At 64.2% G+C, this 26,316-nt stretch carries 30 protein-coding genes and 1 pseudogene; 20 read left to right on the plus strand and 11 right to left on the minus strand.

What is annotated here, in order from left to right; all coding sequences use genetic code 11:
- Positions 1–116: 116 nt before the first annotated feature.
- Positions 117–1,547, minus strand: coding sequence for an IS1182 family transposase (locus CCZ27_RS22995; protein ID WP_096453073.1), 1,431 nt, complete (start codon positions 1,545–1,547; stop codon positions 117–119).
- Positions 1,548–1,849: 302 nt separating this feature from the next.
- Between CCZ27_RS22995 and CCZ27_RS23000 the strand changes: the two genes are divergently transcribed.
- The gene (locus tag CCZ27_RS23000) at positions 1,850–2,179 is read left to right on the plus strand and encodes a hypothetical protein (protein WP_232516694.1); all 330 of its coding nucleotides are present in this window, start codon (positions 1,850–1,852) and stop codon (positions 2,177–2,179) included.
- Between the two features lie 708 nt (positions 2,180–2,887).
- Here CCZ27_RS23000 and CCZ27_RS23005 read toward each other — a convergent pair.
- Complete coding sequence (locus CCZ27_RS23005) at positions 2,888–3,916, minus strand: transcriptional repressor gene korB (RefSeq protein WP_096453152.1); 1,029 nt, start codon at positions 3,914–3,916, stop codon at positions 2,888–2,890.
- A 427-nt stretch (positions 3,917–4,343) separates the two neighbouring features.
- Between CCZ27_RS23005 and CCZ27_RS23010 the strand changes: the two genes are divergently transcribed.
- The 14 genes from CCZ27_RS23010 to CCZ27_RS23075 all read left to right on the plus strand — a co-directional run bounded on the left by CCZ27_RS23010 (position 4,344) and on the right by CCZ27_RS23075 (position 16,751).
- On the plus strand, positions 4,344–4,706 hold the full coding sequence (locus CCZ27_RS23010; RefSeq protein WP_096453077.1) for a transcriptional regulator: 363 nt from the start codon (positions 4,344–4,346) through the stop codon (positions 4,704–4,706).
- 299 nt (positions 4,707–5,005) lie between these two features.
- Positions 5,006–5,965: a P-type conjugative transfer ATPase TrbB gene (gene trbB / locus CCZ27_RS23015; RefSeq protein ID WP_096453079.1), complete on the plus strand. Its 960-nt coding sequence runs from the start codon at positions 5,006–5,008 to the stop codon at positions 5,963–5,965.
- A 13-nt stretch (positions 5,966–5,978) separates the two neighbouring features.
- Positions 5,979–6,425 carry a conjugal transfer system pilin TrbC gene (gene trbC, locus CCZ27_RS23020; RefSeq protein WP_096453081.1) on the plus strand — a complete coding sequence of 149 codons (447 nt, stop codon included), beginning with the start codon at positions 5,979–5,981 and terminating at the stop codon, positions 6,423–6,425.
- Position 6,426: 1 nt separating this feature from the next.
- Positions 6,427–6,738 (plus strand): conjugal transfer protein TrbD, encoded by a 312-nt coding sequence (locus tag CCZ27_RS23025; protein ID WP_096453083.1) that lies wholly within the window; start codon positions 6,427–6,429, stop codon positions 6,736–6,738.
- Positions 6,735–9,302 carry a VirB4 family type IV secretion/conjugal transfer ATPase gene (locus CCZ27_RS23030; RefSeq protein ID WP_096453085.1) on the plus strand — a complete coding sequence of 856 codons (2,568 nt, stop codon included), beginning with the start codon at positions 6,735–6,737 and terminating at the stop codon, positions 9,300–9,302. Before CCZ27_RS23025 ends, CCZ27_RS23030 begins: the two co-directional genes overlap by 4 nt.
- Entirely contained in the window at positions 9,299–10,099 is an 801-nt protein-coding gene (locus tag CCZ27_RS23035) for a conjugal transfer protein TrbF (protein WP_096453087.1), read from the plus strand. The genes CCZ27_RS23030 and CCZ27_RS23035 overlap by 4 nt, the downstream gene beginning before the upstream one ends.
- A gap of 16 nt (positions 10,100–10,115) precedes the next feature.
- Positions 10,116–11,012, plus strand: coding sequence for a P-type conjugative transfer protein TrbG (trbG, locus tag CCZ27_RS23040; RefSeq protein WP_096453090.1), 897 nt, complete (start codon positions 10,116–10,118; stop codon positions 11,010–11,012).
- A 2-nt stretch (positions 11,013–11,014) separates the two neighbouring features.
- Entirely contained in the window at positions 11,015–11,491 is a 477-nt protein-coding gene (locus CCZ27_RS23045) for a conjugal transfer lipoprotein TrbH (protein ID WP_096453092.1), read from the plus strand.
- Positions 11,492–11,496: 5 nt separating this feature from the next.
- Entirely contained in the window at positions 11,497–12,900 is a 1,404-nt protein-coding gene (locus tag CCZ27_RS23050) for a TrbI/VirB10 family protein (RefSeq protein WP_096453094.1), read from the plus strand.
- 18 nt (positions 12,901–12,918) lie between these two features.
- Positions 12,919–13,680, plus strand: coding sequence for a P-type conjugative transfer protein TrbJ (gene trbJ / locus CCZ27_RS23055; protein ID WP_096453096.1), 762 nt, complete (start codon positions 12,919–12,921; stop codon positions 13,678–13,680).
- A 14-nt stretch (positions 13,681–13,694) separates the two neighbouring features.
- Complete coding sequence (gene trbK / locus CCZ27_RS23060; protein ID WP_096453098.1) at positions 13,695–13,925, plus strand: entry exclusion lipoprotein TrbK; 231 nt, start codon at positions 13,695–13,697, stop codon at positions 13,923–13,925.
- A 10-nt stretch (positions 13,926–13,935) separates the two neighbouring features.
- Positions 13,936–15,537: a P-type conjugative transfer protein TrbL gene (trbL, locus tag CCZ27_RS23065; protein WP_096453100.1), complete on the plus strand. Its 1,602-nt coding sequence runs from the start codon at positions 13,936–13,938 to the stop codon at positions 15,535–15,537.
- 111 nt (positions 15,538–15,648) lie between these two features.
- On the plus strand, positions 15,649–16,227 hold the full coding sequence (locus tag CCZ27_RS23070; protein ID WP_096453102.1) for a TrbM/KikA/MpfK family conjugal transfer protein: 579 nt from the start codon (positions 15,649–15,651) through the stop codon (positions 16,225–16,227).
- Between the two features lie 2 nt (positions 16,228–16,229).
- Positions 16,230–16,751, plus strand: coding sequence for a transglycosylase SLT domain-containing protein (locus tag CCZ27_RS23075; protein WP_096453104.1), 522 nt, complete (start codon positions 16,230–16,232; stop codon positions 16,749–16,751).
- 374 nt (positions 16,752–17,125) lie between these two features.
- On the opposite strand, the gene nucC is transcribed toward CCZ27_RS23075, so the two are convergent.
- Genes nucC through CCZ27_RS23095 form a run of 4 tightly spaced genes read right to left on the minus strand, consistent with a single transcriptional unit; the run spans position 17,126 to position 20,285 of the window.
- A complete protein-coding gene (gene nucC, locus CCZ27_RS23080; RefSeq protein ID WP_096453106.1) occupies positions 17,126–17,851 on the minus strand; it encodes a CBASS effector endonuclease NucC in 726 nt (241 codons plus the stop codon).
- The gene (locus CCZ27_RS23085) at positions 17,852–18,799 is read right to left on the minus strand and encodes an AAA family ATPase (RefSeq protein WP_096453108.1); all 948 of its coding nucleotides are present in this window, start codon (positions 18,797–18,799) and stop codon (positions 17,852–17,854) included.
- Positions 18,799–19,314: an HORMA-1 domain-containing protein gene (locus tag CCZ27_RS23090; protein ID WP_096453154.1), complete on the minus strand. Its 516-nt coding sequence runs from the start codon at positions 19,312–19,314 to the stop codon at positions 18,799–18,801. Before CCZ27_RS23090 ends, CCZ27_RS23085 begins: the two co-directional genes overlap by 1 nt.
- Before the next feature lie 5 nt (positions 19,315–19,319).
- Positions 19,320–20,285: a CBASS oligonucleotide cyclase gene (locus tag CCZ27_RS23095; protein ID WP_096453110.1), complete on the minus strand. Its 966-nt coding sequence runs from the start codon at positions 20,283–20,285 to the stop codon at positions 19,320–19,322.
- Positions 20,286–20,484: 199 nt separating this feature from the next.
- On the opposite strand from CCZ27_RS23095, the gene CCZ27_RS23100 reads away from it, so the two are divergent.
- The 4 genes from CCZ27_RS23100 to CCZ27_RS23115 all read left to right on the plus strand — a co-directional run bounded on the left by CCZ27_RS23100 (position 20,485) and on the right by CCZ27_RS23115 (position 23,466).
- On the plus strand, positions 20,485–20,808 hold the full coding sequence (locus tag CCZ27_RS23100) for a helix-turn-helix domain-containing protein (protein WP_096453112.1): 324 nt from the start codon (positions 20,485–20,487) through the stop codon (positions 20,806–20,808).
- Positions 20,805–21,674 (plus strand): ImmA/IrrE family metallo-endopeptidase, encoded by an 870-nt coding sequence (locus CCZ27_RS23105; protein WP_096453114.1) that lies wholly within the window; start codon positions 20,805–20,807, stop codon positions 21,672–21,674. Before CCZ27_RS23100 ends, CCZ27_RS23105 begins: the two co-directional genes overlap by 4 nt.
- Positions 21,675–22,277: 603 nt before the next feature.
- Positions 22,278–22,565, plus strand: a complete 288-nt coding sequence (locus tag CCZ27_RS23110) for a helix-turn-helix domain-containing protein (protein WP_096453116.1) — start codon at positions 22,278–22,280, stop codon at positions 22,563–22,565.
- Positions 22,566–22,668: 103 nt separating this feature from the next.
- Positions 22,669–23,466, plus strand: coding sequence for an endonuclease (locus CCZ27_RS23115; RefSeq protein WP_096453118.1), 798 nt, complete (start codon positions 22,669–22,671; stop codon positions 23,464–23,466).
- A gap of 4 nt (positions 23,467–23,470) precedes the next feature.
- Here CCZ27_RS23115 and CCZ27_RS23120 read toward each other — a convergent pair whose 3' ends face one another.
- The 3 genes and pseudogenes from CCZ27_RS23120 to CCZ27_RS24485 form a co-directional block, all read right to left on the minus strand.
- Positions 23,471–24,472 (minus strand): 3'-5' exonuclease, encoded by a 1,002-nt coding sequence (locus tag CCZ27_RS23120; protein ID WP_096453120.1) that lies wholly within the window; start codon positions 24,470–24,472, stop codon positions 23,471–23,473.
- A 1-nt stretch (position 24,473) separates the two neighbouring features.
- On the minus strand, positions 24,474–24,635 hold the full coding sequence (locus tag CCZ27_RS24480) for a hypothetical protein (RefSeq protein ID WP_228111459.1): 162 nt from the start codon (positions 24,633–24,635) through the stop codon (positions 24,474–24,476).
- Positions 24,636–24,702: 67 nt separating this feature from the next.
- Positions 24,703–25,056 (minus strand): annotated as a pseudogene (locus CCZ27_RS24485) (HU family DNA-binding protein); the annotation flags it as partial.
- Between the two features lie 281 nt (positions 25,057–25,337).
- On the opposite strand from CCZ27_RS24485, the gene CCZ27_RS23130 reads away from it, so the two are divergent.
- Positions 25,338–25,808: a polymorphic toxin type 4 domain-containing protein gene (locus CCZ27_RS23130; protein WP_153167885.1), complete on the plus strand. Its 471-nt coding sequence runs from the start codon at positions 25,338–25,340 to the stop codon at positions 25,806–25,808.
- A 35-nt stretch (positions 25,809–25,843) separates the two neighbouring features.
- On the opposite strand, the gene CCZ27_RS23860 is transcribed toward CCZ27_RS23130, so the two are convergent.
- Together CCZ27_RS23860 and CCZ27_RS24490 are read right to left on the minus strand one after the other, a co-directional pair.
- On the minus strand, positions 25,844–25,993 hold the full coding sequence (locus CCZ27_RS23860) for a hypothetical protein (protein ID WP_157748705.1): 150 nt from the start codon (positions 25,991–25,993) through the stop codon (positions 25,844–25,846).
- A gap of 172 nt (positions 25,994–26,165) precedes the next feature.
- Positions 26,166–26,315: a hypothetical protein gene (locus tag CCZ27_RS24490; RefSeq protein ID WP_157748706.1), complete on the minus strand. Its 150-nt coding sequence runs from the start codon at positions 26,313–26,315 to the stop codon at positions 26,166–26,168.
- Position 26,316: the final 1 nt, after the last annotated feature.

Below are 26,316 nucleotides of genomic sequence, written 5' to 3' on the forward strand. Positions count from 1 at the left end.
GCTGTGTAAAAACGGCTACGCCCGCAACGACCGGCGGCGGCTTCTCGCCACCTCGCGCAATTCAAGTCATTCGATGATTGTGAGTTGGCGGTTCACGTGACGTACAAAGGCCCCCATCAGGCCCGAATTGCGGTCATAAGCGCTTCACTTCCCATCAGCTTCATCACTCGCTTCAAGTTGTACGCCAGAACGTGCAGGCTCATCTCGGTTCGGACGCGCTCAAGGCCCTTGGTCAGGAAGTGCGTCGCGCCCATCCAGGCCTTCAAGGTACCGAAGAGATGCTCGACGGTCCGCCGTCGGATGCGCATGCTGTCGGGTGCCTTATCCAGCCGCGCCTGCATCACCTCCAGCTCCTCCTCGTGCGCCCAACGGCTCACACGCCGGTAGTCGCTGGGCGTGCATTGCCTCTTGATGGGGCATCGTGGGCAAGATGAACTCCAGTAGCGGTTCATCATGAGCCCGCCTTCCTCTCTGGCGAAGCGCCAGATCAGGCGCTCGCCGGCGGGGCAGACATACTCATCGTTCTCGCAGTCGTACCCGAAATCTGCGCGATCAAAGCGCCCGTCGGCTTTTGCGCCGGATGTAGCGCTTTTCGGAACAAGCGGCACGATGCCGGCTTTGTGGCAGGCGAGGATCTCCTCGCTCTTGAAATAGCCCCGATCAGCAATCGCCGTGAGGGAGTCCACCTGCATCGCCTTACGAGCCTGCTTGCCCATCGTGCTCAATTGATCCCGGTCGAGCCCATCGTTGGTGACTTCGTGCGCCACGATCAGGTGGTTCTTGGTCTCAACGGCCGTCTGGACGTTATAGCCGACGATGCCCGTGCCTCGCGTCTTCATGGAGCGGGCGTCGGGATCTGTCAGGGAGATTTGCTTGTCAGGTGCGTTCTCGAGTTGGACGCCAATCGCGTCGAGCTCCTTCATCCGGGCCTTCAGGGTGGTGATCTTGTCGGCCAGTCGTTCCTTCTTTGCCTGGGCCACGGCGGGCTCTTGCCGGTCGGCGCTGTCCATCTCGACGAGGTAACGCTCGATGCTCGCGTCGATCTCCTGCATTCGCCGCTGCAGCTTGGCGCTGGTGAAGTTTCGATCTCGGTTGTTCACCGCCTTGAACTTGCTGCCGTCGATTGCGACCACAGCCTCGGCGAACAGTCCGAGTTCCCGGCACAGCACGACGAACTGGCGACAGACGCCACGAATCCCCTTCGAATTGTCCTTACGGAAGTTGGCGATGGTCTTGAAGTCGGGCGTCAAGCGGCCCAGCAGCCACATCAACTCCAGGTTTCGCTGTGCTTCGCGCTCCAGGCGGCGACTCGACTGGATCCGGTTCAGGTAACCGTAGATGTAGAGCTTGAGCATCGCCCCTGGGTGATAGGCCGGGCGTCCAGTCGCGGCGGGATCGACGCCAGTGAAGCCGAGCCTGCGAAGATCGAGTTCATCGACGAAGACATCGATGACCCGAACGGGATTGGCTTCAGCGACAAAGTCGTCCAGCGATTCGGGCAACAAGGCCCCCTGTGTGCGGCTCTGTCCTTCGACGAATCGCTTCATAGCATGATGTCAGTCTGGAAATGCCCATATCATACAGAAGGGGCTGTTTTTACACAGCCTCGGCCAACAGCTGCCAGTCGCCACCCGATCCGGATAGCGGCCATCCGGGCGAGGCGGCATGCTCTCAGCCTATGGGCCACATGGGGCGCATTACCCCACTAAGCTGTCGGCTGCTGCTTCTCTAGTTTTGTTAGGCGGCTACGAATGTATACGACATCGTTTAATAAAATTAAACGAAAGTGTTGATAATTAGGGGCGGCCGTTATACGCTCTGAGCCTCGTTAAAACCTAGGAACACTCACATGCCAAAGCAACCCGCATCAGTTCCACCTGACCCGCTTGAGCAGGTCATGACGACTGTCGTTCAAGGCTTCAAGATGACCACGGAAGCGATCCAAGACCTCCGTACCCAACAGGCGAGCTTGGAACAAAAACTTCAGCAACAGGCCCGCGCCGCTTACCACGGAATGACCGGGAGTGGAAAGTCAAGATACGCCACAGAACTCGTAAAAATCGAGAGTGAGCACAATCCACGCGGTGCGCAAGCTCGTGTTGCCGAAACGCTCGGCGTTACGCCTGGCCGTGTCACTCAGCTATTGAACTCCGACAAAAACCGCAAAAACGGCAAATGACATCAACTGCGCACCAAGCCTTGTGTGCGCAGTTATTAAACCGGCCCTTGAATAAATACACTGCGCTCCAGTCTGTTACCCATGTACTTCTTTGAATATATGAGTATTTCAGACTCCTGGTCATCAGTAAATTTAAGGGCCTTTTTAATAGCGTTGTGCCTAATGCGCTCAACTCGGACGCGCTAAAGCGCGCAGATTAACGTGAAACAACAGGTTTTTAGGCGCAAAAAGGCTTCGCCGACCATGACGTCGCGATGCGAGAAAAAAATAGCCGCCCACAGCCAACTCGGTTGCAGAGGCCAAGCACCACCTCTGGTGCCTCTAACCTCGGCCGGAGAGCTGGCTGCGAGTGTTTCGTCACACGGGGTGGCATCGCCTCGTGCAATGAACGTTAGCTTAGGCGTTGAACGACAGCTTTCGTCAAACCTCAACGACGGCATTGGGTCGATACGAGACTGTCGCAGGCGGTTCGCTGAGCCGCTGAGCGGGTTAAGGGGAAACGCCCACGTCAGATACATGTACGGGTCAGTAACCCAACGGCGGCGCCGAATCGACGTTTGCTGTTTCTTGCTGCAGATCAGCCCTGCGGGACTTGATTGCGATGGATGGACGCTGTTGCCCTGTCGATCCACGCGATCCCTGGCCGCTCTCCCTCGACCCGCTGGCGGTACCGAGCCAATGTTCGAGTTTTTCCACTCGGGCTCACCGTCAGCCTTCGATCAGCGCCACCAGTTTCATGTCTGCCAGGCGGGCTTCGACCTTATTCCCGCCATCCTCGTAGGTTAGCCAGGCCCACCCCTCGGTCGATGGGCGCTTGCTGAGGATTAGCCGGGCCCGCCGCCCGCGGTGTTCGACCTGGATGATGGCCCGCTTGAGCATGTCAGGGCCGGCCTTGCTTCTGGCGCCCGTCCTGTCCGGGCGCGGAGTCTCCCCTTCGCCCTGCAAATGAGATCCGTCCCCGAGGAGGTCATCGATACCTGCGTCGTGCTCGTCATCATGATGGCGCTTTTCCGCCAGGAACTCGCGCAGCATCCTGACCGACCCGCGCGTGAGTTCCTGGGTCTCGTCGGAGAGCCAGGCGCCAACTTCCGCCGGATATCGTTTGAAGGCGGTGACCAGTTCGTTGACCACGGTCACATCGCTTGCCCGGCCGCTGCTGAACGCGCGTGCGATGGGATCGGGCAGATCGAGAAGCGTCACATGCTGGGTGACGAACGCCGGGGATTTCCCGATCTCGCGGGCGATGTCGCTCTTCTTCTTGCCGCTCGAGAGTTCGCGACCGATGAAATCGGCGATCTCACGCGCGGTGAGCTCGTTGCGCTGCAGGTTCTCGATCACCTGATCGGCGTGGCTGTAGTCGTTGTCGATGAAGGCGGGGATAGTTGTCTTCCCCGCCCAGATCGATGCACGGTATCGCCGCGCGCCGTGGTTGATGAGGTAGCGCCCCTCGCGCTCCGGATGCTCACGCACCGAAATCGGCGACTTCACGCCCCGGATCTGGATAGTCTGGCCGATCTCAGCAATGCTCTGCGCCGAAAAACCGGGGTTGTCGGCCGTGCGCGGCTGCTGCGGATCTTCGTCGATCAGCTCGAGCGGCAGCTCCAGCGGGCGCCCGATGCGCACGAAGGCTTCCGACGGGCCCGGTTGCCGTGAGGGCTTGTCGTTACCTGCGGTGTCCGATGCGGATGCCCGGGGCCTCTCATCGGCTTTCGTCCTGGCATTCTTCACGCGGCTCATGGTGTGCTCTCCCATTTTCTTGTTGTCCGCGCAGGGTCACGGGTTGAACGCGGTGCGCGAGCGCGCTTTGGCCTCCCCCCTCGCTTCCGCCTTCATGGCCCAGGGGGTGTGTTGCCCGCCTGTGGGTCTGGGGTCACGCCACGCGCGTTACCGCTTCGAATGGGACCCGTCGGCGCCAGCGCAAGCTCCTCAAGCCCGGCAGGCCGTGCCTCCGCAGGCGGCGAAGCGGTCGGCGGGAGTGACGCATTCCGCGTGTCCGATCGTCGGCGCGCAGGTAAAATCGCGGGTTGACGAGAACAGGTCATGCCATACGCATTGTTTGAGACCCTCGCCCGACGCCACGCTGTGTGTGCGCAGGGTGTGCGGCGAAAAAACAATGCGATTTTAGCGGCTAAAGCCGAACGCGTGCAGCCAGAAGGCCCGAGCCTTGTACAACTACATCTTCTTCACGAACGTGCTGCGCGTCCTCGATGAGCTGCAGATGACCAAGCACGACCTCGCCGAAAAGTCCGGCGTGTCCATCTCTTTTCTCTCCGACATCACCACCGGCAAGGGCAACCCGTCGCTCAAAGTGATGGAGGACATCGCCCGCGCGCTGCAGACGCCGCTGCCGCTGCTGCTCGAAGTCACCGATCTGGATCCGGCCTCGCTCGAGGCGCTCGCCGGTGGCAAGGTCCCCAGCAGCCTGCCGCCCGGCTACGAACGGGTGGCGGCCGTCCTGCCCGAGCACCAGGCCTTCATCGTCAGGAAGTGGGCCGAGGCGGCCCAGAAGAAACTCAGGAAGTCGTAACGCCAGGGGTAGGGCGACGCAGCGGCACGAACGGGCAGACGCCCGCGTTTTAGCGGCTAAAGCGTGCCACAGCGGCACAGTCGCCTCTGGATGCCGCGCGTCCACAGCCTTTTCTCGCCCACGCACTCGTGCCCCCGGACGGCCGGCGGCCACGGTCGTGCTGCGCGCCCGTCTATTCACGCAGGATAATCAGGCCGCAACATTTTCGTCAAAACATTTTTCTTGAACTGCAAAATAGTTCGGTATATCGTTTAACAAAGTTCGGTGCCAACACAATGGCATTGTAGCCGGGGGAGACGATGTCCGAACAGCCTGAAGCCATCAGCATCCGCGAGCGTGCCCGGCGCAAGCTCGAACGCGACATGGGGCCGGCGTTCCTGGCGGCGCTGCACGACCCGAAGACCGTCGAACTCATGCTCAACGCGGATGGCCGCCTGTGGCAGGAGCGGCTGGGCGAGCCGATGCGCTGCATCGGCACGATGCGGCTGGCCCAGGCACAGGCCATCATCGAGACGGTCGCCGGCTACCACGGCAAGGAAGTCACCCGCCAGAAGCCCATCCTCGAGGGCGAGCTGCCGCTCGACGGGTCACGCTTCGCCGGCCAGCTCCCACCGGTCGTCCCGGCGCCGACCTTCGCCATTCGCAAGCGCGCGCTGGCCATCTTCACGCTGGATGAGTACGTCGCAGCCGGCGTGATGAGTTCCCACCAGCGCGACGTGCTGGTCGAGGCGGTGCGTGCGCACCGCAACATCCTCGTCGTGGGCGGCACCGGCAGCGGCAAGACCACGCTGGTCAATGCCATCATCGATCAGATGGTGGCCCATGACCCGGGCGAGCGGGTGTTCATCATCGAGGACACCGGCGAGATCCAGTGCGCCGCACAGAACTATGTCCAGTATCACACCAGCCTCGATGTGAGCATGACCGCGCTGCTCAGGACGAGCCTGCGCATGCGCCCCGACCGCATCCTGGTCGGCGAGGTCCGCGGTCCGGAAGCGCTCGATCTGCTGATGGCCTGGAACACCGGTCACGAAGGCGGGGCGGCCACCTTGCACGCCAACAGCGCGCGTGCCGGTCTGGACCGTCTGGCGATGCTCATCAGCATGCATCCGGACGCCCCCCGACCCATCGAACCGCTCATTGGCGAGGCCGTGCAGCTCGTCGTGCATATCGCCCGCGTCGACGGGCAGCGCCGTGTGCAGGACATCCTCGCCGTGTCGGGGTTCGACGGCGGCCGCTACCTCACCCACACCCTCTGAAGGAGTCTTACCGATGCCGCTTGCCCTGTCCCCGTTCCGCCTCAAGCACCTCGGGCAGCCCGCCGTGCGTGCGCTCTGCCTGCTCGCACTGCTGGCGCTCGTCCTGCTGGCACCGCAACTGGCCCTCGCTTCGGAGGGCACCGGGGGTTCGTTGCCGTACGAGAGCTGGCTCACGAACCTGCGCAACTCGGTCACCGGACCGGTCGCCTTCACCCTGTCGCTGATCGGCATCGTCGTCGCCGGCGGCATGCTGATCTTCGGCGGTGAGCTCACCGCGTTTTTCCGCACGCTGATTTTCATCGTGCTGGTCATGGCGCTGCTGGTAGGTGCGCAAAACATGATGAGTTCCTTCTTCGGCCGGGGCGCGGAGATCGCCGCGGCAAGCGGGGGCGCGGCCGAAGCCGTGCGGGTGCCGGCCGTGCAGGCCGGTACGGCGATGTCGACGGCGCAGGCGGTGTGACATGGCGCTGCGCACGATCCCGCTTCGCCGCGCCGGCAACCGGCACAACCTCTTCATGGGCGGGGATCGCGAACTGGTGATGTTCGCGGGCCTGCTGGCCGGTGCGCTCATCTTCAGCGCGCAGGACCTGCGCGCCACCGTATTCGGGGTCATGCTGTGGGTGGTGGCGCTCTTCATGCTGCGGCTGATGGCCAAAGCCGATCCGAAGCTGCGCCACGTCTATCTGCGCCACCGCCGCTATAGGGGCTACTACCCGGCGCGTTCGACCCCTTTCCGTGACAACACGGCCGCCCAGGGGAAGCAGTACACATGATCGCGGCCATTGCCTTCGTCGTAGCGGGGCTGGGCGCCGCCTTGCTGCTGATCCTGGTGGCCCGCATCCGCGCGGTCGAGGCCCGGGTGCAGCTCCGGCGGCATCGGTCCCGGGACGCGGGCCTCGCCGATCTGCTCAACTACGCCGCGGTGGTCGATGACGGCGTGATCGTGGGCAAGAACGGTGCCTTCATGGCCGCGTGGTGCTATCGGGGCGAGGACAACGCCAGCCGCACCGATGAGGCGCGCGAGCAGGTGTCGGTTCGCCTCAACCAGGCGCTGGCGGGTCTGGGCAGCGGCTGGATGGTGCATGTCGATGCGGTGCGCCGGCCCGCACCGGGCTACCCCGAGCGCGGGCGTTCGCATTTCCCGGATGCGGTGTCGGCGGCGATCGACGAGGAACGGCGGCGCCTCTTCGAGCGTCTGGGCACGATGTACGAGGGCTATTTCGTGCTGACGCTCACCTGGTTCCCGCCGGTGCTGGCGCAACGCAAGTTCGTCGAGCTGATGTTCGACGACGACGCGATCGCGCCGGACCACACGGCGCGCACGATGAATCTCATCGCGCAGTTCAGGCGCGAGATCGCGGCCATCGAAAGCCGTCTGTCCGCGGCGGTGACGCTCACGCGGCTGCGGGGCGAGCCGAGGGTCGAGGAAGACGGATCGACCGTCACCCATGACGCCTTCCTTGGCTGGCTGCAGTGCTGTCTCACCGGCGCCCATCACCCGGTGCGGCTGCCGGCCAACCCGATGTATCTCGATGCGGTGATCGGTGGTCAGGAGCTGTGGGGCGGGGTGGTGCCACGTATTGGCCGCCAGTTCATTCAGGTGGTGGCGATCGAAGGTTTTCCGCTGGAATCCGCGCCGGGGCTGCTCACCGCCCTGGGCGAGCTGCCGTGCGCCTACCGTTGGTCGAGCCGCTTCATCTTCATGGATCCGCACGAGGCCGTGCGCCACCTCGAGCGCTACCGCAAGAAGTGGCGGCAGAAGGTGCGCGGCTTCTTCGATCAGGTCTTCAACACCCACCTCGGACCCATCGATCAGGATGCGCTGTCGATGGTCGCCGACGCTGAAGCGGCGATCGCCGAGGTCAATAGCGGCCTGGTGGCGCAGGGCTACTACACCAGCGTGGTGGTGCTGATGGACGAGGATCGGGATGCGCTCGAGGCCTCGGCCCGCCTGATCGAGAAGGCGATCAACCGGCTGGGCTTTGTGGCCCGCATCGAGACGATCAACACGCTCGATGCTTTTCTGGGGAGCCTGCCCGGTCACGGCGTCGAGAACGTGCGCCGGCCGCTCATCAACACGATGAACCTGGCCGATCTGCTGCCGACCTCCTCGATCTGGACCGGCAGCCCGGAGGCGCCTTGCCCGCTCTATCCGTCGGGCGCGCCTGCGCTGATGCACGGCGTGACGCAGGGGGCCACGCCGTTCCGGCTGAACCTGCACGTGCGCGATCTCGGCCATACCTTTATGTTCGGCCCGACCGGCGCGGGCAAATCCGCGCACCTGGCGCTGATCGCCGCGCAGTTGCGCCGCTATGCGGGCATGTCGATCTATGCGTTCGACAAGGGTCTGTCGCTCTACGCGCTCACCCGCGCGGTCGGCGGACAGCACTACGCGGTCGCCTCCGACGACGGGCGGCTCGCCTTCTGCCCGCTGCAGTTCCTCGAGTCCAGAGGGGATCGTGCCTGGGCCATGGAGTGGATCGAGACGGTTCTGGCGCTCAACGGCGTGGAGGCCACGCCGGCCCAGCGCAACGAGATCGGTCACGCCATCCTGAGCATGCAGCGCAGTGGCGCGCGCACGCTGTCCGAATTTTCGGTGACGATCCAGGACGAAGCGATCCGCCAGGCGATCCGGCAGTACACGGTCGATGGCGCGATGGGCCACCTGCTCGACGCCGAGGAAGACGGCCTGGCGCTGGCCGGTTTCACCACCTTCGAGCTTGAGGAGCTGCTCGCGCTCGGCGAGAAATATGCGCTGCCGGTACTGCTGTATCTGTTCCGTCGCATCGAGCGCAGCCTGAGCGGCCAGCCCGCGGCGATCCTGCTGGACGAAGCCTGGGTGATGCTGGGGCATCCGGTGTTTCGCGCCAAGATCCGCGAATGGCTCAAGGTGCTGCGTAAGGCCAACTGCCTCGTGCTGATGGCGACCCAGAGCCTGTCGGATGCGGCCAACAGCGGGCTGCTCGACGTGATCGTGGAATCCACCGCGACCAAGATCTTCCTGCCCAATGTTTTCGCACGCGATCCGGACACGGCGGCGCTCTACCGGCGCATGGGCCTGAACACGCGGCAGATCGAGATCCTGGCGAGCGCGGTGCCCAAGCGCCAGTACTACTACGTGTCCGAGTCCGGCCACCGGCTCTACGAGCTGGCGCTGGGCCCGATCGCACTCGCCTTTGTTGGGGCAACCGACAAGGCATCGGTGGCCGCCATCCAGCGCCTCGAGGCGCGCGTCGGCGAGCGCTGGGTGCACGAATGGCTGGCCGCCAGGGGCCTGACGATCAACGATCAACGCGACGACGGGGACCCCGTCGATGCAATCCGGGAGGCCGCATGAGTCTGGCTGATACCGTCAAGGGGTGGCGCTTCCGGCGGCCGTCCGCATCGGGGCGCGACGCGACCGCGCCGTCGCACGGCTCTGAGGCGCCCGCATCGGGCGATTCGCCCGGCGCGCGGCGCACTGGCGACACCGACAACCCGTATCTCGCGGCGCGGCGCACCTGGAACGAGCATGTCGGCTCGGTGATCGCTCAAACCCAGACTTGGCAGGTGATCGGCCTGCTGTCGCTGCTGATCGCGCTGGCGGCCGTCGGTGGGCTGATCCACATCGGCAGCCAGTCGAAGTTCATCCCCTACGTGGTGGAAGTCGACAAGCACGGCCAGACGGTGGCTGCCGGACCGCTGACCGCCGCCGCGAAGGCCGACCCGCGCGTGGTGCATGCCGCGGTGGCCGAGTTCATTGGGGACGCCCGCATCGTGACGCCCGATGTGGCCCTGCAGCGCAAGGCCGTGTTCCGCGTGTATGCCAAGCTCGCGCCCAACGATCCGGCCACCGCGAAGATGAACGAGTGGCTCAACGGCCACGCCGAGGCGACTCCGTTCAGGCGCGCGGAAAAGGAAATGGTCAGCGTCGAGATCCGGACCGTCCTGCCCCAATCGCCCGACACCTGGCAGGTCGATTGGGTGGAGACGCGCCGCGACCGGCAGGGCACGGTGATGGGAGAGCCCGCCACGATGCGCGCGCTGGTCACGGTGTACACGGCTGAAGTGTCCGGCCAGACGACTGACGAGCAGTTGCGCAACAACCCGATGAGCCTGTTCGTCCGCGACTTCGCCTGGTCGCGGATTCTGTGAAGCGAGGGGGGCGACGATGCAAAAGCACCTGTGTGCGGTGATCCTCGGCGCGATGGTGGGTGCGCCCGTGGTGGCGGCGCCCGGCGACGAGCTGGCCGACAAGTACTTCTCCGGGAAGAACCCGGAACTGACCGCGCCCGAGCGCGAGGCGCTGCGTATCGCCAAGCGGTGGGGCGGCAGTGCGGCGTCGGGTGTGAAGCCGGTGGCGGGCCCGGACGGAGCGGTGCGCTTTCTCTTTGGGGCGCAGCAGCCCAGCATCGTGTGTGCGGTGCTGCAGGTCTGCGATATCGCCCTGCAAGCGGGCGAGCAGGTCAATTCGATTCATCTGGGCGACACCGCGCGCTGGACCGTCGAGCCCGCGATCACCGGCAGTGGCGCGACCGAGACCCAGCACCTGATCGTGAAGCCGATGGATGTGGGCCTGATGACGAGCCTCGTCGTTACCACCAACCGGCGCACCTATCACCTGAAGCTGCGCTCGCACCGCACCGAGTACATGCCGCAGGTCGCGTTCACCTACCCTGAGGAGGCGCACGCCAAATGGGAGGCGATCCGCAGCCGAGAGGCGCGCGAGCGTGACGCCCAGACGCTGCCGCACACCGGCGAATACCTCGGGAATCTGTCCTTCGACTACGAGGTGGCGGGCGCCGCGCGCTGGAAACCGGTGCGCGTCTATAACGACGGTCGCAAGACCATCATCGAGATGCCCGCGTCGATGGCGCACACCGAGGCGCCGACCCTGCTGGTCGTGCGCAAGGATGGCGGGCTCTTTACTGAGGATGAAACGGTGCTGGTGAACTATCGCGTCCAGGGCGGGCGTTACATCGTCGACACCGTCTTCGACAAGGCCATCCTGATCGCAGGGGTGGGCGGTGGCCAGGACCGGGTGACCCTCACCCGGACGGGGAAATGACCATGACACGACGTCTCCCCCTGACCGGCCTCGTGCTCGCGGTGTGGGTGCTGGGCGGTTGCGCCACGGGCAGGCCGTACGGCAACTTCGTCGCGACCTCGGCCGCACTCGATCAGCCCGCGCTCGCCGCGCAGGCGACCCGGCAACTGGCAGCGCTGTGGCCGCCGGCCCGGACCCGGTTCGCGCTGACGCAGCCCGCGGCGGACACGTTTGGCGCTGCGCTCGTCGGGCAGTTGCGCGCCGCGGGCTATGCCGTTCAGGAGGCGGCCGCGGGGAGCCCCGCGCTGGGCACGGCGCCGGTCGATCCGGCAGCCGGCTTGACGTCGGAAGCGCTGACGCTGCGTTACGTGCTGGATCACGACGCGGGCACGGACCTCTATCGGCTGACCCTCTCGGTAGGCGAGCAGTCGATCACGCGGGCCTACCTGGTGCAGGGCGGCACGGCGAGACCGGCTGGCGCCTGGGTGCGCAGGGAGTGAATCCGATGCGCGACACCGATGATCCCATGGCCCCCGAAGCCTCGCCCGGGACGCTCACGACGCGCTCGGGCGTGCGCCGGGTCAACAATCTGCCGATGTATCTGATGGGGGGCGTCATGATCGCCTTCCTGGTGATCATGATGATGGTGGCGGCCGATCGGGCGGCCCGGCAGCACACGCCCGCCGGCGAACCGGCCGGGAAAGCGGGCAGCACCGCGATGTTCGCCCGGGAGATCGCGGGCGAGCAGACTGGCGGGATCATTCCCCCCGCCCCTCGACTGATCCCGCCCGCGCTGGACACGGCGCCCGCCCGGGGCTCGGTCTCGGAGCCGATCCTGATCGCCCGCCCGGACGATCTGGACGCGCCGCCCCGGCCGCCCGATCGCAGCGGACCGGTGCAGCCCGCGCGCGATGAGGAAGCCGAGCGCATCCGTATGGCCAAGCTCCAGCGCCTCGAGGAAGCGGCCAGGGCCCCAACCGGTGTGCCCGTCGGCGCCCCGCGCAGTGCCGCTTCCGCGCCGACCGGTGTTGCCCGTTCGTCGTCTTCGCGCGAGGACGTACGGGCGCGGCTCGCGGCGCTGCGCCAACAGGCCGAGGGCGCCCGCGGCGACGATCCCACCGCAGCCTATCAGGCGCGCCTGGCGCAGATCCGCAGCCAGCTCAACACCGGCGCCGGCACCCCGGCCACGAGTGGGGGTGGCGCACCCTCCCTGCTTCAGGGGGCCGGTGGCGGACGTCACGCCCTGGCCTCGTTCGGCCAGGCAGGAGCGGGCGACCGCTGGGCGATGGACGCCCAGCCCGAGGCGCCGCGCACGCCGTTCGAACTGCGAGCCGGGTTCGTCGTGCCTGCGACGCTCATTTCGGGGATCAACTCCGATCTGCCGGGCCAGATCATGGCGCAGGTCGCGCAGCCCGTGTATGACACGCCGACCGGCCGGCATCTGCTGATCCCGCAAGGCGCGCGCCTCATCGGCGCCTACTCGAGCGAGGTCGCCTACGGGCAGGCGCGCGTGCTGGTGGCCTGGCAGCGCATCGTGTTTCCGGACGGCAAGGCGATGGACATCGGGGCGATGCCCGGCGCTGACAGCGCCGGGTACGCCGGCTTCAACGATCAGGTGAACAACCACTACGTGCGCACCTTCGCCTCCGCCTTCCTGATGTCGGCGGTGACGGCTGGCATCGCCCTGAGCCAGGACCGGGGCGGGCGCACAGACCATCGCGACACACAGCGTGCCGGCGACGCCCTGAGCGAAGCGCTGGGTCAGCAGCTCGGCCAGGTCACGGCGCAGATGATCGCGAAGAACCTGAACATCTCACCGACGCTCGCGATCCGTCCCGGCTACCGCTTCAACGTGATCGTGACGAAGGACATGACGTTCTCGAAGCCGTACCAGTCATTCGATTACTGACCCGAAGGAGGAGCCCTCATGAAGATGCAATGCCGAGTCGCGCGCGCCGCTCTCGTTGTGGCGCTGGCTGCCGGCCCCGTCACGGCGCATGCCGGCGGGATCCCGGTCATCGACGGGGCGAACCTGTCGCAGACGGTCATGACCGCCATCGAGAGCGTGGCCCAGACGCTCAAGCAGATCGAGCAGTACCAGACCCAGCTCCAGCAGTACGAGAATCAGTTGCAGAACACGGTGGCGCCGGCGGCCTACATCTGGGACCGCGCGCAGGCGACCATCAACGGGCTGATGGGCGCGGTCGACACGCTGAACTACTACAAGTCGCAGCTCGGCAGCGTCGATGCGTATCTCGGGAAATTCCAGGACGTCGCCTATTACCGCGGCTCGCCGTGCTTCTCGCCGGCCGGCTGCAGCGAGGCCGAGCGGGCGGCCATGCAGGAAAACCGGCGCCTGGCGGCCGAGTCGCAGAAGAAGGCCAACGATGCGCTGTTCCGGGGACTGGACCGGCAGCAGGATGCGCTGAGGGCCGATGCCCGCACGCTGGAGCAGCTTCAGTCGGGCGCCCAGGGGGCGGGCGGCCAGATGCAGGCCCTGGGCTATGCGAATCAGCTTGCGAGCCAGCAGGCCAACCAGCTCCTGCAGATTCGTGCGCTGCTGATCGCCCAGCAGAACGCGGTGGCGGCCCGTATGCAGGCGGAGGCCGACAGAGAGGCGCAGATTATCGCAGCGGATGAGCAATTTCGACGTGGCACATATCGGCCCAGTTCTGGGCAGACCTGGTAGAGGGAGTGGGACAAATGAATCAGTACGTGAATTTGACAGCGGCTGCTTTCACGATTGCACTGTTGTCCGGCTGCTCGCCGCAGACCCCACAGGAAACAAAGGGTAGGGAGGTGCCTGTAGTAAGCGACGAGAACTGCAGACCGGAGAACATCAAGCAGATCCAGGACGAGAAGGTGCGGCAGACGTTTGCCGATACCTGCGCACGTCGTGGCGGCTTCAAGGCCAGTTCCGGAAAGAACTACTGAGGGACAGACCGTGAAGCTGCCAATCATTTGTAGAGCGCTGCGGTTACTGTCGGCCGTCTGGCTGGCGCTTCTCGTCCCGAACGCACATGCCGCCATCGACAACGCGGACGTACTTGATAGCGTCCTGACGCGCTATCAGACCGCAGCAAGCGGCTGGGCGGACACCATCATCAGTTCTGCATCCTGGCTCTTCTGGCTGCTGGTCGCCATCTCTATGGTTTGGACGTTCGGGATGATGGCCTTGCGTAGGGCGGACCTGGGTGAGTTCTTTGCTGAGTTCGTGAGGTTCACAATATTCACCGGCTTCTTCTGGTGGCTCCTGATGAATGGCCCGAACTTCGCCAAATCGATTATGGATAGCTTGCGACAGATCGGAGGCAATGCGACCGGCCTCGGTACAAGACTTTCGCCTTCCGGGGTAGTAGACGTGGGCTTTGCCATTTTCAATAAGGTAATCGACCAGTCGTCGATGTGGTCACCTGTAAATAGTGCGGCGGGAATCATCATTGCGGCGATCATCCTGGTGGTCTTGGCGCTGGTGGGCGTCAACATGCTGGTACTGCTCGCGTCCGGGTGGGTTCTCGCGTATGCCGGCGTGTTCTTCTTAGGGTTCGGCGGGTCGCGCTGGACGTCGGACATGGCGATCAGCTACTACAAGACTGTGCTGAGCGTCGCTGCCCAACTCCTTGTCATGGTGCTCATCGTCGGTATCGGAAAGACCTTTCTCGACGACTACTACGCGCGAATGAGCGAAGGCATAACGATTAAGGAGCTGGGGGTCATGCTGATTGTCTCCATCATCTTGCTCCTGTTGGTCAATAAGCTCCCAAGCCTGGTCTCCGGCATCATCACCGGCGCCAGCATCAGCCACGCCGGCATCGGCAGTTTCGGCGCAGGCGCGGCGGTGGGGGCTGCCGGGATGGCAGCGGCTGCAGCGGCGACGGGCAGCGCGATGCTGGCTGCGAGTGCTGCGAACGCTGCCGGCGGTGCGCAAGCCATAAGGGCGGCGATCGCGAAGGGCAACGAAAACGTGCAGTCCGGCGCCGACGTGCTCACCAGCCTGTGGGGTGGTGGGTACGACGGGGGAGACACGGGCGAGCGTGCCAAAAATCACATGTCGTACGCCGAGGCCGCTGGCATTTCATATCCCAACAGCACTCCGATTGATTCGGCAGGGCAGGGTGGGAACGTCAGGGGCAGACAGCAGGCGAGGAACGACCAGTCAGGCAAGACAAGCGCATCTAGGGACCGCGTTGGCGCGAGCAGTACGCGGAATACCGAGGGTCGTTCGCAACCGGACTCGGGTGGGCTGATGGCCTCGGTCGCGAAAGCCGGATTGATCGCCGCGGATACCGCCGCGAACCTGGCCAAAGGCACCGCGCAGGTCGCCAAAGACGCGCTGGCCGGAACCACAGAGGCTGCACTGGACCGCATCGCCGAAACACCAGGCGGCAGGATCGCGGCCGCCATCAAAGGTGCGGCTGCGCCCGAAGGCGCGCATGGCGCGGCGCCGACGTTCGAGGGCAACACCCTCGCGGGCGCAGACACCAGCGGCATCGACGTGGAAGCGGAAGTCGCGGCGTTCGTCAATCGCGACACCCGATCCGCATGAGCAGGAACAGCGCGGACTCGTCACGGCAAGGCTGGCACGCCCGGTGAAGGGCAAGGCGGGCGACGCTCACGCTACTGGCAAGCAGCGCAAATCAGCGAGGAGAAACGCACCATGAAAAGGCACCTCCTGGGCATCGCCGTCGCGGCGATGGTCCTCGGCGTAGCGATCCACCCGGCCGGTGCACAAGAGGCAGAGGCGCTCGCCGGAGACACCCGCCTGGCTTGCGAGGCGATCCTGTGCCTCTCAACAGGTCAACGGCCGGGCGAGTGCACGCCATCACTGAGTCGCTACTTCGGCATCATCAAGCGGAAACTCTCCGACACGCTCGAGGCCCGGCAGAATTTCCTCGAGCAATGTCCGGTCGCCCATCAGACGCCGCAGATGTCGGCCCTGATTCGTGCCGTCTCGCGCGGTGCCGGTCGGTGTGATGCGGCCTCGCTCAATCGAACGCTGCAACGGTGGAGCGGCGACGACGGCGGAGAGATCTCGATCAGCGACAGACTCCCGGAGTACTGCGCGGCGTACACCGGGCACGCCTACACCGACTTCAGCCAGACGCGACCCCGGTACGTGGCGACGCCCGAGAGCGGGGGCTATTGGGTCGAAGCCCAAGACTACGAGCGAGCCCTTGCGGAATACAACGCGCGCCGGGAAGCAGCGCGCCGCAGCGAGGGGTGGGGAGATCGCTAGACATGCTTCCCTTCGTTGCCGATATGCCGCCGCTGGAGCAGGAAAGGATCCTGTGTTCGATTTCTTCGGCGGTGAAGTACGCCGTGCCGGCCAACATCGTGCTGGCTGTTGCCGAGAAGGAGGGCGGCAAGCCGGGCCAGTGGGTCCGCAACACGAATGGCACCCATGATGTTGGTGCGATGCAGTTCAATACGGCGTACCTACGCGAGCTGGCGCGCTACGGCATCGCGGCGGAGGACGTTGCGGCCGCAGGCTGCTACGCGTTCGAGCTGGCCGCCTGGCGGTTGCGAAAGCACCTTCGGAACGACCAGGGCGACCTCTGGACGCGCGCCGCGAACTACCACTCCCGTACACCTCGATTCAACGCCGTGTATCGCACTGACCTGATGAAGAAGGCGGCAAAGTGGGCCGATTGGCTGGAAGCCCGGTTTGTCACGGTAGACGTGACCCGGGCGGACGCGACGCCATCAATGCCGATGGCGAATGCGGCGAATGCGCCGGCGGCGCTGACTGCGCGGCGATAACCCTGTTTGCATTCATCCAGAGCCCCCGAGTTCGACCTGGACGACACGTTTCTGAGTGGAGCTGCCATTGGGGAAACGGCCACGAACTGCTGGTCGTCGGCCTTTGCTGTCGCTCAGAAAGCACGGCCCGGGCGGCAGCAGTGCCGTCCACACCCGCCCCTCGGTGCTCAGTTTGAATGACCGGAAGGCCTCCAGTCGCTTGACAGTGGTGTCGCCCCTATACCCTTAGCTGACACGCGGACTGGATGAAGTCTCGGAACGACTCGATCCGATCGAACAGGTATAGACGGTTACAGACGAGCGACTAGATCGCGGCTGCCAGGCTTTGTCCGATTGCGTCTCCGGAAGACCGTGCGACTTGATTAGCAGACGCACTATCGCGTGAGCCACTGCCCATACGCCTCTACATCGATCATGGGAACTGTCCCACTGAACTGAAGTTGGGAAATCAACTTGAAAAGAAAGGCCGTCGCTGGTTTGTTCTCGTTGATGAAGCTGTAGCTACCCGCAGCATGGTCAAAAAAGAAATGGCCGTGAGCAGCTACGCACCCGATGTCCAGCCGCCCCTCTCCTAGGTCGGCGGTCAGCGCTCGGTCGAAGGATTTCCCCAGCGCAGGGCTCCATTCACTCTCAAAGGTAAGTAATCCGCCCAAAATGGGAATGAGAGGCTTGGGAGGGTAAGTCCCACCCGCATGAGGAATTGGCAAGCTGGTCCGATGCAAGCTGCGGACGCTAGCAATCTTCTGCTGTGCATAAGTCACCAAACTGGCGTCTGCCGTCTGCTTGGCCTCGAACACGGCGTATACGCTCTCGGCCGGGATGATGGTCTCGTTCTCGTAAGTGAAGATGAACGGAGAGTACTGCCGATCGAAGATCACCACATCGATCTGCTGGCTGAAATTCCCAAGGCTGTCCACCACATGCGCCTTGGCGGCCTGATAACGCTTCGGCAAGTACGTGTCTAGCATGCTGATCCAGACGTTTTCACTTGCGTCGCCTTTCGTTCCTGGATGGCCAAACGACTTCCGAACAGTAGAAAGGCGCTGTTGGATGTCTTCATGCAAGGACGAAAGAAGCTGGGAGAGCGACCACTGAGGCATTTAATACCCCCTTGCGGTGGAGTCTTTGAACGGCGGAGTCGGCACCATCGCGCGGGCCAGTTCGATCGCACGAGACGGCTTGATGGGCCCCTGAGGGTAGGCGTCCAGCACGATTGCGGGCAGCAGGCGCTGCGTGAGGTCCGAGTAGGTGAAGCCGTAGGGGCGTTTGGCCTGCTCGCCGGTAGCGGCCACCAAGGCCTGCAGATCGGCCTTACTGAAACCGGCGTCGCCTAGACGCCGGTGAAGGAGCTCAAGTCGCTGTACTTCGTCAGGACGATCAAAGACCAGGATGTCGGCTGCGCGCCGGCGCACAGCCGGATCCAGCGCGTTGAGGCGATTGGTGCACATCAGCACGGCGGCTGGCAAATCTCCGCTTGCCAAGCGATCGATCCCTCGGATAAATGCATTCACTCCGGCGCGGTCTTCGTGATGCATCTGATCGGCCTCCCGGGACTGAGCCAGCGCGTCGGCTTCATCAACCAGCAGGATCACGCCGCCGCGCGCGCGGCTGCTACTCGAGGACTTGAACTTGCTGGCCTCATGGAAGGCGTGGTCGAACGCTGCGGAGACTAACTGCGTCATCTCACCGACACGGCCCTGCCCACGAGACGAGAGGCTGAGCGGCAGCAGTGTGATGTCGATCCCTTCTTGCCGTGCCACCATGTCCCCGATGGTTTCTGCGAGTTCGGTTTTCCCGGAGCCGACGTCACCCGAGAGCACCACCAGTGGGGGCCGGCGCAGCACAGCATCGAGCAGCCCCGGCGCATGGGCGTGGTGCTGGTCTAGCCATTTCTGGAGTCCAGCCGGGTTGATTAGGACAGCGAGAATGTTGCTCAGGCGCCGGATCTTGTCGTCCATTCCGACCAGTCGGGCCAGACGGCCTTGGGCATCCGTATCGGGCAGGGTGATCGGGCGTTCGAATAGCCCCGGCGTGTTGGTGGTGGTCATCAATAGCTCCTGACACTGGCGCGGCCCAAGGCGCGTCCCCCGGATGAATACGTCTTGTCGTCGGCGAAGTAGCCTCCGCTGACCGAGGGCTCGGGAGCCCCCGTACGCTGGACAGGCAACTGCCGTTCGATGGCCTCACGCTGCGCCGACGGGAGTGCATACCAAGCAGAGCTGTAGGTGAGATAGCTGTAGAACGACGCTCCCGTCACGTTAGCGGCGGGACGCACGCGCCCTGGATCGTCATCCATGCTGTCACCGGCCAGTTCCCTGGCCGTGTATCGCAGGGTAGGCTCGATCCAGTCACCGTTGCGCTTGAATCCATAGGTAACCGTGCCGAGGTACCCCTGGCGCAAGAGCTCTGTGATCTCGCCTTCGAGCCGCTCGATGTGGGCATCGTCTGGGGCATGGTAGAAGCGCTGCATCCGCTTCAGATCCGCCGCCACCTTCGCGGCCAAATGCCTGGCATGCGTCAAGGTGAACGTCTTGGTCTCGGTGATGGTGTAGGCGTAGCTCAAGTTGTTCACCCTTGGAAAGCGGAGCCGAAGACTTTCTGCCAGTAACGCACGGTCAGCTCTTTGGTCGGCGCCCTCAAGGCGGCATCGATGGCATCGCCCGCGTCCAGGGCTGCCTCCACGATCGCACCAGCGTTCTGGTCGGTGTACAGCCGCGCAACATTGTTGGTGACGTTGATCGGATCAATGATCTGCACCCGGTCCGCGCAGGGAGCAACCTCCGATGCCTTGTAGTGGTCCTCGAACACGATGCGCTCGCTCAGATTGCTGTTGGCGACGTACGTGAAGAACGCCTGCAGCGCCTCGGGATAGTCCGATAGATCGGTTCCGTCGTCGGCGAGCTTTGCCAGGATCATCTCGATCATGAACGACTTGAAGCGGAACCCATCGTGCTCCTGCTTCATGCGGCGCGCCCAGAATTTGACCAAGCGCACGATCTGCGCGAAGTGCGTGGGCTGAGCCTGCTTACGCTTGCGTGCGAACTCCAGGTGCAGCGGAATGCTGGTTTCCAGGAACGACCCATCGTCCTGGCTGACGAGGTTGCCTCGCCAGTCGGGCAGGCCTGCGTACAGCACGGGCACGATATCCACATTCAAACCGGTCCCGCGGAAGTTCACGGTGATCGAGTAGGTCTGGGGCTGCACCTGTTCGGGGCTGAAGTTGGGGAATGCCTTGCGCAGCCTCTCGGCAAGGTAGTCCAGCAGGGCCTTCACGTCGTGCGGTGCATCGGAACCGCTGACGTAGACGGCCATGTCGATGTCGTTCAGCGAGCGCAGCGCGGTGCCCTTGGCCAGGCTGCCCGAGAGCTGCATCTTCTTCAGCGCGAAGTCCGGATGGTCCGTCAGGTAGGTCTCCAACTTCTCGCGCAGCCGGCGCGCCTGCGCCCGGAACTCATCGGCCTTTTCCTTGGGCAGATTGACCCGCTCTTCAGCAAAGCGAACGAGGTCGCGGTGATCGACGTGGGTTCTGGACATGCGGACATGCTCCTTGGGTCGTTGACGGGGGCTGCGCGATCAGGTCCCCCGTGATCGTCGTTCTTGGAGGCCTAACAATAAGTTCGGAATAGCGAACTCGAGGCAGATGTTACACCGTCTTTCTCGGTTGTCAAACAAAAAGTTCGGTATCGTGGTAATCTTCAGGCTTGCAACGCATGACTGAACAGGAGACGAGACCATGGCGACCCGTCTCGGAGAGAAACTGCGCGAACTGCGAAAGGCGCGCAACCTGACCCTCGAAAAGCTGGCCGACGCCGCTGGCTTGAGCAAGAGCTATCTCTGGGAACTTGAGAATCGGGAGTCCCAGCGGCCGTCGGCAGAGAAGCTCACCGCGCTCGCTGACGCGCTAGGCGTGGCGGCGTCGTATTTCATCGAGGAAGATGTACGCGCCCCGGAAGAGCGGCATTTGGACGAAGCGTTCTTTCGCGGCTACCAGAAGCTGGAGCCTGAAGCCAAGGAGCAGCTTCGCAAGATCCTCGAAACCTTTAAGAAGACTTCATGACAGACGGCGGCTGGACGCCTCAGCGCGCAGCCAACCGCCTCGTCAAGGTGGTCGAGGCCGTCAGCGTGGCGCATGGGATTGACCGGTTTCCGGTGGACGTGCCGCAGCTTGCGCTGGAATGCGCCCATATATTCAAGTGGCCAGATCCGATCACGAAGGTCCAGGCCGCGGCCATCAAGGGCTTCGACGGAGCCTTGTTCGCGGGAGAAAGCCGAAAGGAGTGGCTGCTCCTCTACAACGATGCGGTGACCTCGCCAGGGCGGATGCGTTTCACGCAGGCACACGAATTGGGACACTACATCCTGCATCGGATGCAGCGAGAGTCCTTCCAGTGCAGTGATGCCGACATGCTGAACTGGTCCCAGGACGAGCGCGACATCGAGGCCCAGGCTGACTTATTTGCCTCGTACCTGCTGATGCCTCTGGACGACTACCGCAAGCAGGTCACCACGGACGTCGACATGGACATCCTCGGCGCATGCGCGGAGCGTTACGGTGTGTCGTTGACGGCGGCGGTCCTCAAGTGGTTGCAGTACACCGATGAGAAAGCCGTTCTGGTGATGTCCAACGACGGGTTCATCAATTGGGCTTGGTCGAGCGAGCCCGCGGCACGCGCCGGCGCGTTCTTCCGTACCCGCGGCAACGTCATTCCTCTACCAGAAGGCTCGCTGGCAGCAAATCCAGAAATTCTGCATGATCGGCACGGCACCAAGATCCCTGCAACCGTCTGGTTTCCACACGCCGACCCTCATATTCCGCTGCGTGAGATGAAGATACACGCGGCACAGTACGATGCCACGCTAAGCCTCTTGTGGTTACCTCGATCTGCCGAGGTTTGGCCGCCGCGCGAAAGACTGGAAGGGTAACGAGCCTCAAAGCCACCGGTTAATCGTGGGCCTACTTTCTTTGCTGCCTTCGCCTCCGCACGCACCGAATGAACGCATGATGTCGAGTCAAATATGGTTCCACGCCAAGTGGCTTCGAGGAACGGTCTTGCGATTAGGTGTCTGCCGCTCGTCAGTGTTGTGCTTCATGCGGCCGGTGTACTTTGCATTGCGGTCGCCCAGCCTGGGGCAGATGGGCGTCCGCATAGGCCGAGGACGACTCGGTCAGCTTGGAGAAACGACTGGCAGCTTGAAGGTCAGAAAGCCGACTTCGACCTTGCAAACATCATCAGGCAGCTCAGGGTCGTTAGCGGGAATCGGAAGTTCGGGTAAGCGGCCATCCTCTTCGCATATAGCCGAGCAGAATCGAACGGCGGCAGTGGCCGAGATTCAGCCTCATGCCACCGACAACAGGCGGCACCTCGGCCTTATGTGGAGCTCCACATAAGGCCGATCAGCAGAAATTGATTTCGGCGTAACTGTCGGACTCGGGAGGCCCCGTGCGTGAAGGTGGTAGGCGCCGATGGGCTGCGGCGATGGAACCGAGTGCTGTAGGATATGCGTTTTCCATTTTCCGGGGAGACGATGAAGCTGCATGTCTACACCGGTGCCGAAGTGAAGGCACGTCGCAAGGCACTGGGCCTGGTTCAGGCCGATTTCTGGGGACTGTTCGGTGCCACCCAAAGCGCCGGTAGCCGCTACGAGTCCGAAGGTGGTAGGGAGATTCCCGAACCGATCCAGATCCTGCTGAACATTGCACTTGCCAGTGACGCGAAGGCGAGCACGATCGTGCAGTCACTGCGGACGCTGGGCAAGCCGCCGAAACAGGACAGCAAGCCCAAGGTGCCGCTCGGGTTCGGCCGGCTGCCGTGACCAATCACCCGTGACGGGCCTTGGCCGCCCGTCGCAATCCTTCCCCTACCAAGTTCCTCATCCCCACGACCTGTCGGTACAACCGGCAGGCCGATTCGTGTTCATGCGCGCCATCCTCTTGTTGGTCAGCCTCATGCTGGCCGGCTGCAATGCGGCCTTCATCCACGACCCCGTTGTCGATCAGAGGTCATCGAGACCGTCCCCGCTGCCGGCGCCGACGGCCGACGTACCCTTCGATCTCGTCACCGGCAAAACGACGGTCGGCCACCGCAGCTTCGCCAACGCCAAGAAGGTGCTTCCGTACGTCTTCGCGGGGATGGAGCAGGATTTCTACTGCGGCTGTAGCTACGTGGGGACGGCCGTCGATTTTGCGAGCTGTGGCTACGTTCCCCGCAGGAACCTGACGCGGGCCAGTCGCATCGAGTGGGAACATGTGGTGCCGGCCTGGACGATCGGACACCAGCGGCAGTGCTGGCAGGACGGCGGACGGCAGCGCTGCACCGAAATGGATCCGGTGTTCCAGGTCGCCGAGGGCGACCTCAACAACCTGGTGCCCGCCGTGGGCGAAGTAAACGCCGACCGCAGCAACTTTGCGTACAGCATGTGGGAACGAGACCCGGCGCCGATGTACGGCGCCTGTCCCACGGTGGTCGACTTCAAGCTGAAGCGGGTCCAGCCGCGAGAAGGTGTCCGGGGCCGGGCTGCGCGGATCACGCTCTACATGTACAAGACATACGGTCTGCACCTCAGCGATCAGGACAGGAAGCTGATGTGCGCCTGGGCCAGGCGCTATCCCATTGATGACTGGGAGCGCGAGCGCAACCGGCGGATCGTGCGCTGGCAGGGCCGGGGCAATCCGTTCGTGACCGACGCCACCGAGCTCAAGCGCAGCTGCGGTTGAAGGCTCAGGCGGCGGGGCCGACCGGCATTTTCTCGCGCGACAGGTAGCGGTCCGTGTAGCGCTCGCGGCCGGTGACCGTGTCGACCGTCACCTGTGCGGCGCGCGGATAGATGTCGCGGCCCAGCATGGCCAGTTCGCCCGCCAGATCCTCCACGCCCGCCTTGTACCAGGCCTTGATGGGCTTTTGCGGACTGGTGCCGTCACTCCAGGAATACCCCTTGTCCATCTTCAGCCGATCCTTCATCTCGAAGGGTGCGTGCTCGGCCCACACGCAGTAGGTCCGGCGGCCGCTGCGCTCGAGGATGTGCGAGAGGATCGTGCGCGCCTCGGGCCCCGATCGGGTCAGCAGATACAGCAGCACTTCCGCGTCCACGAGCGCCCGGTGCGCGCCATAGAACACGCTGCCGAGCCGGTAGGCGAGCCATTCGAGTTTCGTCGAACCGGTCATCATGGCCTGCCAGGGTGCTTCACGCTGTGAGCACGCCCACCACTTGTTCATGAATGAGGGGAACCGCGCTTCCAGAAACCCCCGGTCGAACGGCGCATTGTGGGCGATCACCAGGTGGGCGCGTGCGATCGCCGCCTCGACACGCACCGCATCGAACACCTGCCCGGCGACGTCCGCATCGCGAATCCCGGTGAGTTCGGTGATGTTCGCCGGAATCGGCCGGCCCGGATCCTCAAAGCCGCTGTAACGCTCCAGAACGCGATGCACGAGGCCGGTTCGGGGATGGAACTCGGCCAGCACATACCCGAGGTCGATGATCCGGTCGTCGTCCTTGCTCAGACCCGTGGTCTCCGTGTCCACCACCATCGCGACGCGCAACTGTTGCGGATCCACGCCCTCGAGCGGGGCGTAGCACGGAGCGGGCTCGAAGCGTCGCAGTACCTTGAAATCGCCTGTCGCTTCGAGTTGCCGGGCCAGGTCCGCGTAGTCGGCCGTGGGTCGGCTCCCGGCAGGCACTGAGGTTTCCCCGGCGTTCACGGGCCTCGTGGTCGGGCTCATCTCATCCTTCCGCGCAGTCGGCGGCGGTGAGCCGCCAGGCGATCCCGAGGCCGAGGCCGAGGAGTACCTTGGATGCCGCGAAGCTCGCGGACGCCGCGAAACGCGCTCGACGGGCGTCCACGGTGTCGTCCGGCGCAACCCTGGTGACGTGTGGTCGGGACACGGCGTTCAACGCCTTCCCGCAATGCCTTGTCCGGCTTGAAGTGTGGCCGCCATTTCGCCGGGACCGACGCCGCTGCTCCCGTTCTGGGATTGCGCCCCGATCTGGCGGGCCCGCGACTGACACTGAAGCTGCCGAATCCCCGAATCCCCGAATCCCCGAATCCCCGAATCCCCGAATCCCCGAATCCCCGAATCTCGACCCTGCCGCCGGCGGCCAGCGCCGTCTGCAGGGCATCGAGCAGAATACCGACGCCTCGAAGGCCTTCTTCCCGGTCAGTTGGGGGAAGCGCTCGGCAAGGCGATCGTGCAGTTCCGATTTGAGCATGACCGGATTCTACCCAAGCGCTGCGCCGTGCCCCGCATTGATCGGATCGCGCACAGGTTTGCCCCACCACCGCCGAGTCAAGAGCGTGGGCCGGCATCAGGCGTTCGTGGTGCGATCGGGGTCATGGGCCCCGAGTCGCGGTACGGCCACTGTCACCGGCGAGGCGTCTTTGTCACCTGTACAGGGTGGCAAGGTGCTGCAGAACCTTCGGCTTGAAGCAGAGCGCCACACCGCATTCCATAATGATGATGGATGCAATCGGCTTCGACGCCTATGACACCCTGCCGCGGTCCGCGCGCTGGCGTTAGCTGACCCGTCATCATCCACTGCGCCGGCGCGGTTGGCGAACCGAAGGCCCCGACGCGAAAGGAGGAACTCATGCAGTTTGCTGAACGCACGTTTCGTGATGCACTTGGGGCCATCGTGATTCAGAGTCGCCTGCGGCCCGGTGTCACCCGCCAGGACTTCGAAAAGCAGATGTTTCCAGGTCTGGAAGTCGGCCTGCCCGGGTGGCAACGAGCCCATAGCCAAGGCGCAGGCACGGGCTTCGAAAGCCCGAACGCGATCAGGTATGCGCCGGAGGCCGTCAATCAGCAGTATCAGCGCCTGGGCATTGAGCGCCACGTCCGTGAATTGCTCGCCCACAAACCGCCTGGCGTCGAGCTTTGGCTGACCACCGCGACGACAACGCATCCACGCACGCTTCGGCTCAAGGAGATTCAGTACCGGGTGGATGCCGTGCAGGGCACCCAGTCCCGCAGGCTCTTCGAAGCGAGCATTGCCGTTTCGGACAGTCGGGACAGTCCCCGCGTCACCGTGCAGGCGACCCCCTTCGGCACGTTCTCGTGATTGGAGACCGTCGCTCGGGCGCCAGTTTGGCGACCTCAAGCGCCGGCACCGACGTCGTCGGGATCGTCCCGGACGAGGCCTCGAGCCTTGGCCCGTCGGTCTCCCCGCGGCTCGAGTCGCACGACGAACGGGCGCTGCAATGCCGCGACATGGCGCGGGAAACGCGCGCCGAGCGGGGTGGTCATGCCAGCGTCCGTCCGTCTGACGTCACCGCCTCTTCCGCCACGCCCCGGTGCCGCGATCGATTGTGGCGCTGACGATTCCCGCTGCGGCGCATCGACAACGCGCCGCATGGCCACCGTGTTGCCGTCGTCTTCGGTGCGACAGACGATGGAATCGTTTGGCCGCACCGCGAATTCACAGGTGCCAGGCGTTCTCCCCCGCCCGGTTCAGGGCCGGGCGCTGCCGGGCGAGTTCGGCCTTTTCCTCGAACGCATCATCGAGTTCGACCGCGACAGCCGGATTGTCCCCGGCGACGTCATCCATGATGGCGTCGCGGTCGGCCAAC

Source organism: Thauera sp. K11, from assembly GCF_002354895.1.
Taxonomy (GTDB): domain Bacteria; phylum Pseudomonadota; class Gammaproteobacteria; order Burkholderiales; family Rhodocyclaceae; genus Thauera; species Thauera sinica.